At 75.0% G+C, this 12,932-nt stretch carries 13 protein-coding genes; 4 read left to right on the top strand and 9 right to left on the bottom strand.

Features of this window, described 5'->3' with window-relative positions:
* From VE546_RS03370 to VE546_RS03360, 3 genes are all read right to left on the bottom strand, one after another.
* A partial coding sequence (locus VE546_RS03370) for a WXG100 family type VII secretion target (protein ID WP_414720385.1) occupies nucleotides 1-413 on the bottom strand: 413 nt, incomplete at its 3' end.
* Between the two features lie 12 nt (nucleotides 414-425).
* A complete protein-coding gene (locus tag VE546_RS03365; RefSeq protein WP_324918024.1) occupies nucleotides 426-881 on the bottom strand; it encodes a hypothetical protein in 456 nt (151 codons plus the stop codon).
* A 107-nt stretch (nucleotides 882-988) separates the two neighbouring features.
* Nucleotides 989-1,546 (bottom strand): flavin reductase family protein, encoded by a 558-nt coding sequence (locus VE546_RS03360; RefSeq protein ID WP_324918033.1) that lies wholly within the window; start codon nucleotides 1,544-1,546, stop codon nucleotides 989-991.
* A 350-nt stretch (nucleotides 1,547-1,896) separates the two neighbouring features.
* Here VE546_RS03360 and cdgB point away from each other — a divergent pair, with 350 nt between their 5' ends.
* Nucleotides 1,897-3,543, top strand: a complete 1,647-nt coding sequence (gene cdgB / locus VE546_RS03355) for a diguanylate cyclase CdgB (protein WP_324918021.1) — start codon at nucleotides 1,897-1,899, stop codon at nucleotides 3,541-3,543.
* A 115-nt stretch (nucleotides 3,544-3,658) separates the two neighbouring features.
* Nucleotides 3,659-4,606: a hypothetical protein gene (locus VE546_RS03350; protein WP_324918018.1), complete on the top strand. Its 948-nt coding sequence runs from the start codon at nucleotides 3,659-3,661 to the stop codon at nucleotides 4,604-4,606.
* A 37-nt stretch (nucleotides 4,607-4,643) separates the two neighbouring features.
* Here VE546_RS03350 and VE546_RS03345 read toward each other — a convergent pair whose 3' ends face one another.
* From VE546_RS03345 to VE546_RS03325, 5 genes are all read right to left on the bottom strand, one after another.
* Entirely contained in the window at nucleotides 4,644-5,510 is an 867-nt protein-coding gene (locus tag VE546_RS03345) for a class II fructose-bisphosphate aldolase (protein ID WP_324918030.1), read from the bottom strand.
* Between the two features lie 99 nt (nucleotides 5,511-5,609).
* The gene (locus VE546_RS03340; RefSeq protein WP_324918015.1) at nucleotides 5,610-6,551 is read right to left on the bottom strand and encodes a 1-phosphofructokinase family hexose kinase; all 942 of its coding nucleotides are present in this window, start codon (nucleotides 6,549-6,551) and stop codon (nucleotides 5,610-5,612) included.
* A 147-nt stretch (nucleotides 6,552-6,698) separates the two neighbouring features.
* A complete protein-coding gene (gene nagA, locus VE546_RS03335; RefSeq protein WP_324918013.1) occupies nucleotides 6,699-7,892 on the bottom strand; it encodes an N-acetylglucosamine-6-phosphate deacetylase in 1,194 nt (397 codons plus the stop codon).
* Complete coding sequence (locus tag VE546_RS03330; RefSeq protein WP_324918010.1) at nucleotides 7,889-8,854, bottom strand: ROK family protein; 966 nt, start codon at nucleotides 8,852-8,854, stop codon at nucleotides 7,889-7,891. The genes nagA and VE546_RS03330 overlap by 4 nt, the downstream gene beginning before the upstream one ends.
* Before the next feature lie 108 nt (nucleotides 8,855-8,962).
* Complete coding sequence (locus VE546_RS03325; protein WP_324918007.1) at nucleotides 8,963-9,919, bottom strand: sugar isomerase; 957 nt, start codon at nucleotides 9,917-9,919, stop codon at nucleotides 8,963-8,965.
* Nucleotides 9,920-10,101: 182 nt separating this feature from the next.
* Between VE546_RS03325 and VE546_RS03320 the strand changes: the two genes are divergently transcribed.
* The gene (locus VE546_RS03320) at nucleotides 10,102-10,362 is read left to right on the top strand and encodes a DUF3263 domain-containing protein (protein WP_324918004.1); all 261 of its coding nucleotides are present in this window, start codon (nucleotides 10,102-10,104) and stop codon (nucleotides 10,360-10,362) included.
* A 104-nt stretch (nucleotides 10,363-10,466) separates the two neighbouring features.
* Nucleotides 10,467-11,345, top strand: a complete 879-nt coding sequence (gene otsB, locus VE546_RS03315; RefSeq protein ID WP_324918001.1) for a trehalose-phosphatase — start codon at nucleotides 10,467-10,469, stop codon at nucleotides 11,343-11,345.
* 39 nt (nucleotides 11,346-11,384) lie between these two features.
* Here otsB and VE546_RS03310 read toward each other — a convergent pair whose 3' ends face one another.
* On the bottom strand, nucleotides 11,385-12,854 hold the full coding sequence (locus VE546_RS03310) for a trehalose-6-phosphate synthase (protein ID WP_324917998.1): 1,470 nt from the start codon (nucleotides 12,852-12,854) through the stop codon (nucleotides 11,385-11,387).
* Nucleotides 12,855-12,932 lie beyond the last annotated feature (78 nt).

Here is a 12,932-nt window from a genome sequence, read left to right as displayed (position 1 = left end):
GACAGCCGGTTCATCTGGTTGATCGCCTCTTGGCGCTTGGCCTCCTCCGCCTCCCGGCGGGCCTTGTCCTTCTCCGGGTCGGCGTAGCACATCTCCGGCTCCGGGAAGGCGGCCTTGGTCTCGGCCAGGGCCTGGCCCGCGTTCACCATGTGGTGCCCCAGCGTGCGGGCGTACACGCCGAACCGCATGGCCTCCAGCGCGAACTGCTGCCCCCACTCGCGGAAGGCGTCGGCGCCCTCGCCCTTCCACTCCACGCGCTCGATGTACGCGCGCAGCTCGCCGCCGATCGCGTCCATGTCGGAGCCGGCGCCGTCGAGCGCGTGGCCCCGTGACGTGAGCAGACGGGGGTCGGCGTTCGCGATCATCGAGTGGAGCGCGGCGAGCGACTTGTCCTCGAACTCTCCTGCGGCCATCCTCGCCTCCCCTTACTGGAAGTCCGTTTCGGCGTTGTCGGACTTGTCGGTGCTCTCGGCGTCGGCGTCCCGCACCGCCTTCGGCTCGTCCTGCCGCGAGTAGTAGTACTCCTCCACCCGCCCCTGGATGGCCTGGAAGCGCTCCCTGTGCGCGTCCTCGATGTTCTCGTAGCCCTTGTCCACGATCTGGGTGGCGATGCCGAGCGCCTCCAACTGCTCGCCGAACAGCCGGGAGAGCGTCTTCAGGCGCTCGTGGGCCTTCTCGTACTGGGACGAGAGGTCCTCCGCCGCGCTGAAGCCCGTGCCGTACGCGTCCGGGGTGATGGCCTGGTCGCTGATGCGCCGGTGGGAGGCGGGGGACTTCTCCAGCCCGTCGATGATCGCGTCGATGCGCTTCTTGAACGAGGCGAGCGTCTCGGCCTCGTACGAGAGGTCCTTGCCCCCGCCCGTGTCGTGCCGGTCCGTCACGCCGTGTCCCCCTGCCCCGGTCGGTCGTCACGTTGTGCCATGGCCGTGTCACGCCAGTGTAGTCAGGGTCCGGCGCGCGTCCTCCGGGTGGGCGGGCGTCCGCGTGCCTACGCCAGGTGGCGGTAACGGCCGCGGAAGTACGCCAGCGGGCCGCTCTCCGTGGTCGGCAGCGCGGTGGCCAGCACCCGGCCGATCACCAGCGTGTGGTCGCCGGCGCTCACCCGCTGCTCGGTGCGGCACTCCACCGTCGCCAGCGCGCCGCCGACCAGGGGCGCGCCGGAGACCTCGCCGCGCGTGCAGGGGATGTCCTGGAAGAGCAGGCGGTCGCTGACGCGGCCCCGCATGGAGAAGCGGCCCGCGATGTGCCGCTGGTTCTCGGCGAGCATGGACGCGGCCCACAGGGGCTGCCGCTCCAGCAGCTCGTCCATCCGGGAGTCCTCGCGCACGCTCACCAGGACCAGCGGCGGCTCCAGGGAGACGGACAGGAAGGAGGTCGCGGTCATGCCCACGTCCTCGCCGCGCGGTCCGTCCTCGGGGTCGTGCGCCGTCACCAGCACCACGCCCGCGGCCAGCCGGGACATGGCGGCGCGGAACTCGTCCTCGGTCACCCCTTCAGGATGGGGGAGGCCGGAGGGTCGGGGCGAAGTAGGGACGTTCTGGGACATCTGCTGTTGGGGTGTCGGATGCACGCTTCGCACGCTAGACGCTGCCGCCGGGGGCTCGCATCGGTCCCCGGGACCAGCCGGGACCGGGCCCGGACCTAGGTACATTGGCTGAACGATTCGCAGGTCAGAGCCGGAATTTGCGTTCGGCACCGGTGTGGTGGAGGGTGGGACGCTCCCACGCACCGCAGTCGCTCGCCCACCCTCCGTTGTGACATGAGTCACACAGGGCGGTAATTGTTGACCCTGTGTACCGGCTGGGCAGCTCGCTGTGATTCAGTGGCCTGAACAGAGACGAACGTTAAAACCCGGATCATCTGGAGTTGTTCACTCAAGTCTTCAGGGGGAGGGCGATGGAAGCCGAGTCGGAGCCGTACGTGCGCCTCGCCACCCTGCGCAGACTCCACCAGTCCATGGCGGAGCTCAACACCGGGCGCAGCCTGGCGGACACCCTGCAGACCGTGGCCGACGGGATCGTGAAGGGACTGGACTTCGAGCTGGCCGCGGTCAACCTCGTCCAGCCGGACGGGGACCTCGTGGTGGCCGCCGTCGCGGGCAGCGAGGGCGCCGAGGCGATGATGGCGGGCCGGACGGGCTCGCGCGCCGCCTGGGAGCGCCGCCTGGCCATGGGGGAGCGCTGGGGCGAACTGCGCTTCATCCCGTACACCGAGTCCTGGGTGCTGCTCGACGACGACGTGCCCCAGTGGCACGCCGCGGGCCCCGCCCCCCGGTACCCCGACGAGTGGCACCCGATGGACATCCTCCTGGCGCCGATGTACTCCTCCGACGGGAATCTGCTGGGGGTCATCTCCGTCGACAAACCGCGCAACGGGCGGCGCCCGGGTGCGTGGGGGCGCGAGGCGCTGCAGATGTACGCCTTCCAGGCCGGCATCGCGATCAGCAACGCCCGTTTGCGCGCGAACATGCAACGCGCGCTGGTCCGGCTGGAGCGCGAGCAGCAGGCCCTGCGGGCGAGCGAGGAGAGCTTCCGGCAGGCGTTCGAGTACGCGCCCAGCGGCATGGCCATCGCCGAGCTGGGCAACGGCCAGAACGGGCGGCTGGTGCGGACCAACGACGCGCTGTGCCGGCTGCTGGGCCGTCCGGCGTCGGCGCTGCAGCGGTACAGCTTCTCCGACCTCGTCCACCCCGAGGACCTGCGCACCCTGCTGCGCACCCCCGCCGAGGGCGGCCGGGCCGAGCTGCGGCTGGCCCGGCGCGACGGCTCCTACGTCTGGGTGTCCCTGCGCAACTCGGTGGTGGCCGACGCCACCGACGGCCCGCGCTTCCTGCTCACCCACGTCGAGGACATCGAGGAGCGCAAGCGGCACGAGCTCCAGCTCGCCCACCGCGCCAGCCACGACTCGCTCACCGGCCTGCCCAACAGCGCCGAGCTGCGCGCCCGGCTGAGCGCCCGGCTGTGCGACAAGCCCGCGCTGTCCCCCGACGCGGCGCAGATGGGCCCCGGCGGCGCCGGCGGCTTCGACGGGCCCGACGGCTCCAACGGATGCAACGGGTTCGACGCCTTCGAGGGCATGGTGCCGGAGCCGGTGGGCGGCTACGACCACCACGTGCACACCGTCCCGCCGTCCAGCGACGACCCCTCGGAGAAGGGGCTGGCGGTCCTCTTCTGCGACCTGGACGGCTTCAAGTCGATCAACGACCGCTTCGGCCACCACTGCGGCGACGCCGTGCTGATCGAGGTGGCCCGCCGGCTGTCCAACGGGGTGCGCGACAACGACACCGTCGCGCGGCTGGGCGGGGACGAGTTCGTGGTGCTGGCGGACGGGCTGGGCCGCGCGGACGCCGCCGACCTGGCCGTACGGCTGCGCAACGCGATCATCCCGCCCATCCGCGTGGAGGGCCGGGCGGTGCGGGTGGGGGCCAGTTTCGGCATTAGCTGGGCGGGCTGCGGAATGTCCGCCGACGAGGTCCTGCAATGCGCCGACCAGCGGATGTACGTGGAGAAGCGGTCGCGGTCGAAGGCCCGCCGGGTCGGGTGAGGCCGGTCCGGGCGGTGGCCGGGACGGCGCGGACCGCGGTCAAGGACGCCATACCCTTTACCCCGAAAGAGGTAGGCTGCGCCGGGCAGACACCTGTGATGGAGGAGCGCACGGAATGACCGCCGGTAACAACGGCTCGGGCACGCCGGAGAACGACGACCCGTTCGCCTACCTCTACCGCTCGGAGGACGGTGCGGGCAACGGCGCGGCGACGCAGCAGCCCGGCGTTCCCCGTACCTCGTACACCCAGGTCAGGGCGGTGGGCGAACGCCGCTACGGCGGGCAGGCCGGCCAGCAGCCGCAGCGCCCCCAGCAGTCCCCGCAGCAGCCGAACGCGCACTACGCGGCCCCCGAGACCGTGCCCGGCGGCCGGGCCGCCGCCCGGCACAACGCCTCCGGCGGCCGCGGGCGGGCCGCGGCGCGCAGCCGCAACCACAACGGTCTGCTGATCGGCGCCCTCGCGGTCGTCGCCGCCGTGGTCGTCGGCGTGGGCGCCGCGATCGCCTTCAGCGACGACGGCGAAACCGGGAACCACGCGGGCAGCACCCCGACCCCCACCGCGGAGGTCGACGACGGCGCCGCGGGCGAGGGCGGCAAGGACGAGAACACCGACGGCGGGAAGAAGCCGCAGGGCGTCCTGCCCAAGGAGGACGCGGCCAGCCTCCAGTTGACCCCTCCCGCGACCGCGGCCAAGGACATCACCGGCTCCCGGGCCAGGAGCGGCGCCTACGTCGGGGGCTTCACCCAGCCCGGCGCCTCGGCGACCTGGACCTTCGACGTCCCCGAGGCCGGCAAGTACACGCTGTTCGTCGGCTACGGCGTGCCCGGCAAGGACGCCAACTCCACCCTCACCGTCAACGGCACCCCCCGCCAGCAGCCGCTGAACATGAAGAACTTCGCGGGGGCGGGCGAGGGCCAGTGGGACAAGGGCTGGACCCGCACCTACGCCTGGCTCGACCTGAACAAGGGCACGAACACGGTCAAGATCTCCTGCGAGCAGGGCAACCAGTGCGACTTCGTGCTCGACCAGTTGTGGGTGAAGAAGGGCCACGTCACCGACTGATCCCCGCGGGGGCCGGGGGCCGGACCGGCGGCCGCCGTCAGGAGCCGACCACCTTCAGGAAGGCCGCGACCGTCTCCGCCATGGCCCCGCGCGCCGGGCGCAGGTAGGCGCGCGGGTCCACCGTCGCGGGATCCCGCTCCAGGAAGGCGCGGACGGCGCCGGTGAAGGCGGTGTTGAGCGCCGTCCCCACGTTGATCTTGGTCATGCCGGCCGCCACCGCCCGCCGGATCTCCTCGTCCGGCACCCCGGAGGAGCCGTGCAGCACCAGCGGCACCGGGACGGCCCGGCGCAGCGCGCCGATGAGGTCGTGGTCGAGGGCGGCGGTGCGCTCGGTCATCGCGTGGGAGTTGCCGACGGCGACGGCCAGGGCGTCCACACCGGTGGCGGCGGCGTACGCGGCGGCCTCGGCCGGATCGGTCCGCACGCCCGGGGCGTGGGCGTCCAGCGTGCCGCGCTCCGGTTCCGGGTCGCCGGGCTTGCCGCCGACCCGGCCCAGCTCGGCCTCCACCCACATCCCGTGCTCGTGGCCGAAGCGCACGGCGTACGCGGTGGCCTCGACGTTCCGCGCGTAGGACAGCTTCGAGGCGTCGAACATCACCGAGCTGAACCCCTCCGCGGGTGCGGCGTGCAGCAGCTCGGTGCTCTCCACGTGGTCCAGGTGGAGCGACAGCGGTGCGCTGGAGGCCCGTGCCACGGCGGCGGCCGCGGCGGCGACGGGGGCGAGCCGGCCGCCGTGGAACCGCACGGCGTTCTCGGACACCTGGAGGATCGCGGCCGCGCCCGCGGCCTCCGCCCCGGCGGCGATCGCCTCGGCGTGCTCCAGGGTGATGACGTTGAACGCCGCGACGCCGCGGCCCGCGGCGCGCGCGGCCGCGACGAGTTCTCCGGTGCCGACCAGTGGCATGCCCATCCCGTTCCCGTGTCGTGTCCGGTGCGGCCGGCCCGTGCCGCCGTCCCGCCGCCGTCCTCACTCCGCCGCCGTGCCGCTGCCCCTACGCCGCCGTCATGCCGCCGCCACCTGCCGGGTGACCCGCACCCCGGGCAGCAGCTCCTCGTAGGCCGCCCGGTCGAACTCGCCCGCCGCCGCGGCCCGTACGGTCGCCGCCGACAGGGCGGTCGCGCGCGCCAGTTGGTCCGGCCAGGACAGTTCCTCGACGAGCCCGGCGAGCAGCGCGGCGACCACGGAGTCGCCCGCGCCGGTCGGGTTGCCGGTCAGCCGCCGGGGCGGTTCGGCGCGCCAGGCGTCCTCCGGGGTGAGCGCGAGCAGCCCGTCCGCGCCCAGCGACGCCACGACCGCGTGCGCCCCGCGCCGCCGCGCCAGCCGCGCGGCGCGCAGCGGCTCGGTGGTGCCCGTGAGCCCGGCCAGCTCCTCGGCGTTGGGCTTGACGACGTCCGGCCGTGCGGCGAGCCCGCGGGCCAGCGGCTCCCCGCTGGTGTCCAGCACGACGGGCACGCCCGCGGCGCGGGCGGCGCGGACGAGCGTCCCGTACGCGCCGACGGGCACGCCGGGCGGCAGGCTGCCGCACAGCGCGACGGCGTCGGCGCCGCGCAGCAGCTCGCCGTAGCCGTCGAGGAAGCGCTCCCACTCGGCGGGGGCGATCAGCGGGCCGGGCTCGTTGAACTGGGTGGCGTCACCGGAGTCGGCCACGACCCCCGTGGTGCGGCGGGTGGTGCCGCCGACGGCCGTGAACGCGTCCCGGAGGGAGCCCGCCGCCGTCGCGGACTCCTCCGCGAGCAGCTCCCGCAGCCGCTCGCCCACCGGGCCGCCCGCGAACCCGGTCACCACCGCCTCGTGGCCCAGCGCGGCCAGCACCCGGGCCGCGTTCACCCCCTTGCCGCCCGGACGTTCGACGACCTCCCGGACGCGGTGGGAGGTGCCGGGCTCCAGACGGGCGACGCGGTAGGTGACGTCCAGGGCCGCATTGAGCGTGACGGTCAGGATCATCCGGGCCTCCACCTCCCACCGGCGGGCGTGAACACTTCGAGGACCTACGGTGACGTAGGTGCGGTGACCGCGCGAGTGATCATGCCAAAGCGGAGGCGGTTGGCCCAGACGTCCGGGACGACCGCCTCCCCCCGGTGCCCGGGGGAATCAGCCCACTTCAGGCGCAACCACCCAATCGCCCTTGCGCATGACGCCCACCAGCCGGTACTCGGCGTCCAGCACCACCAGGTCCGCGTCCTTGCCGGCCTCGATCGACCCCACCCGGTCGGCGATCCCCAGCAGCCGCGCCGGCGTGGCCGACAGGGCCCGCACCGCGTCCTGGACCGGCAGGCCGTCCACCGTCACCGCGCGCCGCAGCGCGTGGTCCAGGGTGAGCGTCGAACCCGCGATCGAGCCGCCCTCCACCAGCCGGGCGACGCCGTCGGTGACCCGCACCTGGAGCGGGCCGAGCGGGTAGACGCCGTCGCCCATCCCGGCCGCCCCCATGGCGTCGGTGACGAAGGCGACCCGGTCGGCGCCCGCCCGGGCGAAGGCCAGCTCCAGGACGGCGGGGTGCAGGTGCGTGCCGTCGTTGATCAGCTCGACCGTGACCCGCTCGTCCTCCAGCAGCGCCGCCACCGGGCCGGGCTCGCGGTGCAGCAGCGCGGGCATCGCGTTGAACAGGTGAGTGGCGACCGTCGCCCCCGCGTCGACGGCCTCCAGCGTCGCCTCGTAGCCGGCGTCCGTGTGGCCGACCGCCGCGATCACACCGCTGTCGGCGAGCAGCCGCACGGAGTCCAGGCCGCCGGGCAGCTCCGGCGCGAGCGTCACCATCCGCGCCGTGCCCCGCGCCGCGTCCACCAGCTTGCGGACGTCGGCCGGGTCCGGGTCGCGCAGCAGGGCGGGGTCGTGGGCGCCGCAGCGGTTGCGGGAGATGAACGGCCCCTCGAAGTGGATGCCCGCCAGGTCGCCCTGCTCGACCAGTTCGGCGAGGACGGCGGCCTGCCGCGCGAGGTCGTCCAGGTCGCCGGTCACGGTGGAGGCGACCATCGTCGTCGTGCCGTGCGCCCGGTGGGTGGCGATGGCCTTGAGCGCCTCCTCGGCCGAGCCGGCGGAGAAGGACGCCCCGCCGCCGCCGTGCACGTGCAGGTCCACGAAGCCGGGCACGATCCAGTGCCCGGTGAGGTCGAGCGTGCCCGGCTCGCCGGGCACGTCGGCGGCGATCCGGGTGCCCTCGACGGTCACCCGCCCGTCCTCGGCCACACCGTCGGGCAGCACCACCCTGGCGCCGGTCAGCACCGTGCGGCGCCCTGCCGCCGGCCTCCCGGGCGTCCGTGCCGTCCTGTCCGTCTTCGCCGTCATCGGCTCGAAACCTCCGCGGAGAGTAGGTCCCAGGCGAGGAGTCCCGCGCCCAGGCACCCGGCGGCGTCACCCAGGGCCGCCGGAACGATCGAGGGGAGCTGTTGGAAGGTGACCTTGGCGCGTACGGCCTCGCGCAGCGGGACGAGGAGCGTCTCGCCCGCCTCGGCGAGCCCGCCCCCGATGATCAGCACGCGGGGGTCCAGCAGGGTCACGGCGGTGACCAGGCCCTCGGCGAGCGCGTCGAGCGCCTCGTGCCAGACGGCGACGGCCCGCGGGTCGCCGGAGGCCACGGCCTTCGCGGCGTCGGCGGCCGTCGCCGCCGGGTCGCCGCACGCCGCGGCCCAGGCCCGGCCGACGGCGGCGGCGGAGGCGAACAGCTCCAGGCAGCCGCGCCGGCCGCAGCCGCACTCGGGGCCGCCGGGGCGCACGGTGATGTGGCCGATCTCGCCCGCGCCGCCGTGGGCGCCGGTCTCCACCCGGCCGTCGATGCCGATGGCCCCGGCGATGCCGGTGCCCAGCGCCGCGAAGAGGAAGCGGTCCACGCCCGCGCCCGCCCCGATCCGCCCCTCGGCGAGCCCGCCGGTGCGCACGTCGTGCCCCAGGGCGATCGGCACGGCGGGCGAGCCGAGCCGGTCGGCGAGCAGGTCCCGCAGGGGGACGTCCCGCCAGCCGAGGTTGGAGGCGTAGACGGCGGTGCCGCTCGCCTCGTCGACCACCCCGGGCACGGCGATGCCCACGGCGGCGGGCTCCGCGCCGTACCGCTCGACCCCGGTCTTCCACAGCTCGGCGGCGAACGCGAGCACGTTGTCCACCACGGCCCGCGGGCCGCCGTCCCGGCCGGTGGGCCGCCGCGCCTCGTGGAGCAGCGTGTGGTCGGCGCCGACGAGGGCGGCCTTCATCCCGGTGCCGCCCACGTCGAGGGCGACGACGTACGCGGCGGTGGCGTTGTCCCGAGCAGTCACGGGGACAGTCTCGCGCGCCACCCCATGAAAGGTCTAGTCCACTGCCCCGATCCTCGGCCGTGTGCCCCGGCGAACGGGGGAGGCTCCGGCGCGGACGGGCGGTGGCCGTCAGCCCAGGATCACGCTGCGGGTGAGGTTGCGCGGGCGGTCCGGGTCCGCGCCGCGGGACTCCGCGAGGGCGACCGCCAGGCGCTGGGCGCGGATCAGGTCGGCCATGGGGTCGAGCGCGCGCTCGCCCGTGCCCGCGCAGTCGGACTCCGCCAGCAGGGTGCCGCCCACCCGGGCCACGTCACCGGAGAGCCCCTCCGGCAGGGAACCCAGCACCCAGGCGATCCGGCCCGGTCCGGTGACGGCGATGGGGCCGTGGCGGTACTCCATCGCCGGGTACGCCTCCGTCCACGCGCCGGCCGCCTCGCGCATCTTCAGGGCGGCCTCCAGGGCCAGTCCGTACGTCCAGCCGCGGCCCAGGAACGTCCACTGCTCGGCGGTGAGCACCGCCTCCGGCAGCGGCTGGGTGACGGCCAGCTCCGCGTCGACCGCCGCCCGCTCGACGGGCTTCACCCCGGCCGGGAGCGCGCCGTACCGCTCCAGGCCCGCGCGCAGCAGCGCCAGCGCGGTCGTCGCGAAGCGGGTCTGGACGACCGACTCCTCGTCGGCCCAGTCCAGCACGGCGACGCGGTCGGCGGCGTCCACGACCGGGGTCCGGGGGTCGGCGGTCAGGGCGGTCGTCGGGGTGTCCGGGGAGGTGTCGCGCAGGGCGGTCAGCAGGTCGAGCACCTCGGAGGTGGTGCCGGAGCGGGTGATCGCCACCACGCGGTCGTAGTCGCGCCCCGCGGGGAACTCCGACGCGGCGAAGGCGTCCGTCTCGCCCTGCCCGGCGGCCTCGCGCAGCGCCGCGTAGGACTGGGCCATGAACCACGAGGTGCCGCAGCCCGTCACCGCCACCCGCTCGCCCGGGCGCGGCAGCGCGTCGGCGCCGGCCGCCGCCGCTTCGGCCGCGCGCCGCCAGCTACCGGGCTGGGTGGCGATCTCGGCTGCGGTACGGGACTGCTCTGCGGCGGCCATGCGGGGGCTCCTCGGGACGGGTGGGGCGGGCGTTCGCGGTGTGGGTACAAGCACGTGGATACCAGCCCTGACCTGGGAGGTGAAAGACCGTTGCCGAAGCGATACCCGGCGTGGCGCGGCCCGGACGGCGGGGGCGGGAGCGGTCCGGATGCGGTGTCGGAGGACGGCAGTAGGTTGGAGAGGTGAGCAGCGGGAGCGAGCAGCCGTACGAGGGCGGCGGCCTGTCCGAGCAGGACGAGGCCGTGCTCGCCATCGAGCGGCGCGGCTGGCCGGGCCCCGGCGCCAAGGAGCGGGCGATCCGCGAGCGCCTGGGCATCTCGCCGACCCGCTACTACCAGCTCCTCAACGCCCTGCTGGACGACCCGCGCGCCCTGGCCCGCGACCCGGTCACGATCAACCGCCTCCGGCGGCGCCGGGACGAGCAGCGCGGCCGGCGGCAGTAGCAGCGGGCAGCGCCGGCAGGCGGGGCAGGACGCGGCGGCAGCGGGGGAGGGCGCGGGCCGGACGGGCCGCGATAGGGGCCGCGCGGCTGGGTAAGGTCCCAGGCATGGGCAGCCACCCCTCTTCCCACTCCTCCTCCGCGGGGGTTCCCGAGAACCTCCCCGAACCGACCACCCCCGCCGGGCGCGACGGCCTGGCCGCGCTGCTGGCCGACCCCGGGCGGGCCGTGGTCGCCCTCGACTTCGACGGCACGATCGCCCCGATCGTCCCCGACCCCGACCAGGCCCGCGCCCACCCGGACGCGGTGCCCGTCCTGGCCCGGCTGGCCCCCCTGGTGCGGTCCGTCGCCATCGTCACCGGCCGCCCGGCCGAGGTCGCGGTGCGCTACGGGGGCTTCGCCGGGGTGCCGGGCCTGGAGCACCTGGTGGTGCTCGGCGCGTACGGCGCGGAGCGCTGGGACGCGGCCACGGGCGAGACGCGCACCCCGCCGCCGCACCCCGGCGTGGAGGCCGTACGGGTCGAGCTGACCGGCGTGCTGGAGAAGGCGGGCGCCCCGCGCGGCACCCGGATCGAGGACAAGGGCCGGGCCCTGGCCGTCCACACCCGCCGCGCCGAGGACCCGGCGGCGGCCTTCGAGCTGCTGCGCGGGCCGCTGCACGAGCTGGCCGGGCGGCACGGCCTGGCCGTCGAGCCCGGCCGCTTCGTCCTGGAGCTGCGGCCCCCGGGCATGGACAAGGGCCTGGCCGTCACGGACCTGGCCCGCACGACGGGCGCGGGGTCGGTGCTCTACGGCGGCGACGACCTGGGCGACCTGGCCGCGTACGACGCGGTGGACCGGCTGCGTTCCGAGGGCGTCCCGGGCGTGCTGGTGTGCAGCGGCAGCGAGGAGGTCACCGCCCTGGCCGAACGGGCGGACGTGGTCGTGGACGGCCCCGCCGGGGTCGTCGGCCTGCTGGCCGCCCTGGCGGACGCGCTGGGGGCCTGACGTCCGGCCGGCCGGCGCCCGCCCGGTGCGGGGCGCCGGTCAGCGGCGCAGCGCGTCGAGCTGCTCCAGGAACCAGGCCGTGGGCGGCAGCGCGGTGGCCGCCGCGGCGAGGCGCTTGGCGCGCTCGGCGCGCTCGTCCGCGTCCATGGACAGGGCCCGGTGCAGGGCGTCCGCCGTGGCGCCGATGTCGTACGGGTTGACGGTGATGGCGTCCTCGGCCAGTTCGGCGAAGGCCCCGGCCTCGCGGGAGAGCACCAGCGCGCAGCCGCCGTCCGAGACCACCGGCATCTCCTTGGCGACCAGGTTCATGCCGTCCCGGATGGGGTTGACCAGGGCGACGTCGGCCAGCCGGTACGCCGCCAGGGAGCGGGCGAAGTCGTCCTTGAGGTACAGCACGACCGGCGTCCAGTCCTCCGTGCCGTACGCCGCGTTGACCTCCTCGGCGACCCGGGAGACCTCCGCGATGTACTCCCGGTAGACCGCCAGGTCCTGCCGGGAGGGGTAGGCGAGGGCGACGTGGACGACCCGGCCGTGCCACTCGGGGTGGTCGTCCAGCAGCCGCCGGTAGGCGAGCAGGCCGCGGACGATGTTCTTGGACAGCTCGGTGCGGTCCACCCGGACGATCGCCTTGCGCGCGTTCCCGTCCCGGTCGCGGCCGATCTGCTCGCGCAGGTCGGCCATCCGCTCGGTCACGTCCGGCCGCCGGGAGCGTTCCCGCAGGAAGTCCCCGTCGGCGCCCAGGCCGTGCACCCCTATCCGGGTGGTGCGCCCCTGGTACGTCACGAGCATCTCGCCGTCGTCGGACGCGGCGACCTCCGCGCCCAGCAGCTTCACGCAGCACTCGGCGAACGCGTTGGCCCAGCGCTGGGTGAGGAAGGCCGCGCGGTCGGCGCCCAGGATGCCGCGCAGCACGGCGGCGGCCACGCCGCCGTCCGGGTCGTCCGGCAGCAGCCGGAAGTAGTCCGGCGGCGCCCACGGGGTGTGCGAGAAGTGCCCGATCCGCAGGTCGGGCCGCCGCTCGCGCAGCAGGCCGGGCACCAGGGTCAGGTGGTAGTCCTGCACCACCACCACCGCGCCCTCGGCGGCCTCCTCGGCGAGGGCGTCGGCGAACGCGGCGTTGTACGCCTCGTAGGAGCGCCACTGCCGGTCGAACTCCGTGTCGAAGACGGGCTCCAGCGGGGTCTGGTAGAGCATGTGGTGGACGAACCACAGCACGGAGTTGGCGATGCCGTTGTAGGCGTCCGCGAAGACCTCGGGCGCGATGTCCAGCATCCGTACGACCTGGCCGCCGGTGTCGGCCTGGTCCAGCCTGCCCCCCGTGCGCCGGACGGCCTCGCGGTCGCCGTCGCCCAGCGCCGCGCACACCCACACCGCGTCGCCCTTGACGGACGACAGCCCGGAGACCAGTCCACCGCCGCCCCGCTTGACGGTCAGCTCACCCTGCTCGCCGACCGTGTAGGAGACGGGACCGCGGTTGGACGCGACGAGTACCTGGTGCCGAGTGACCATGAGCCGAACCTAGCCGCTGATCCGCCCGCTCAAACGTGCGGTTCGCGTCACACGGGGACCGGGTTCGGCCAGGTGGAC

Source organism: Streptomyces sp. (assembly GCF_035644915.1).
Lineage (GTDB): Bacteria > Actinomycetota > Actinomycetes > Streptomycetales > Streptomycetaceae > Streptomyces.
The sequence above is the reverse complement of the archived record's forward strand: the minus strand, read 5'-3'. Positions and strand labels throughout refer to the sequence as shown.

Bases quoted from the DNA above. Each gene is read 5' to 3' on its own strand.
- VE546_RS03360 (WP_324918033.1), bottom strand. From the start codon at position 1,546: ATGTCCCAGAACGTCCCTACTTCGCCCCGACCCTCCGGCCTCCCCCAT.
- VE546_RS03325 (WP_324918007.1), bottom strand. From the start codon at position 9,919: ATGGCCGCCGCAGAGCAGTCCCGTACCGCAGCCGAGATCGCCACCCAG.
- nagA (WP_324918013.1), bottom strand. From the start codon at position 7,892: ATGACGGCGAAGACGGACAGGACGGCACGGACGCCCGGGAGGCCGGCG.
- VE546_RS03345 (WP_324918030.1), bottom strand. From the start codon at position 5,510: ATGCCACTGGTCGGCACCGGAGAACTCGTCGCGGCCGCGCGCGCCGCG.
- VE546_RS03340 (WP_324918015.1), bottom strand. From the start codon at position 6,551: ATGATCCTGACCGTCACGCTCAATGCGGCCCTGGACGTCACCTACCGC.
- VE546_RS03350 (WP_324918018.1), top strand. From the start codon at position 3,659: ATGACCGCCGGTAACAACGGCTCGGGCACGCCGGAGAACGACGACCCG.
- cdgB (WP_324918021.1), top strand. From the start codon at position 1,897: ATGGAAGCCGAGTCGGAGCCGTACGTGCGCCTCGCCACCCTGCGCAGA.
- otsB (WP_324918001.1), top strand. From the start codon at position 10,467: ATGGGCAGCCACCCCTCTTCCCACTCCTCCTCCGCGGGGGTTCCCGAG.
- VE546_RS03310 (WP_324917998.1), bottom strand. From the start codon at position 12,854: ATGGTCACTCGGCACCAGGTACTCGTCGCGTCCAACCGCGGTCCCGTC.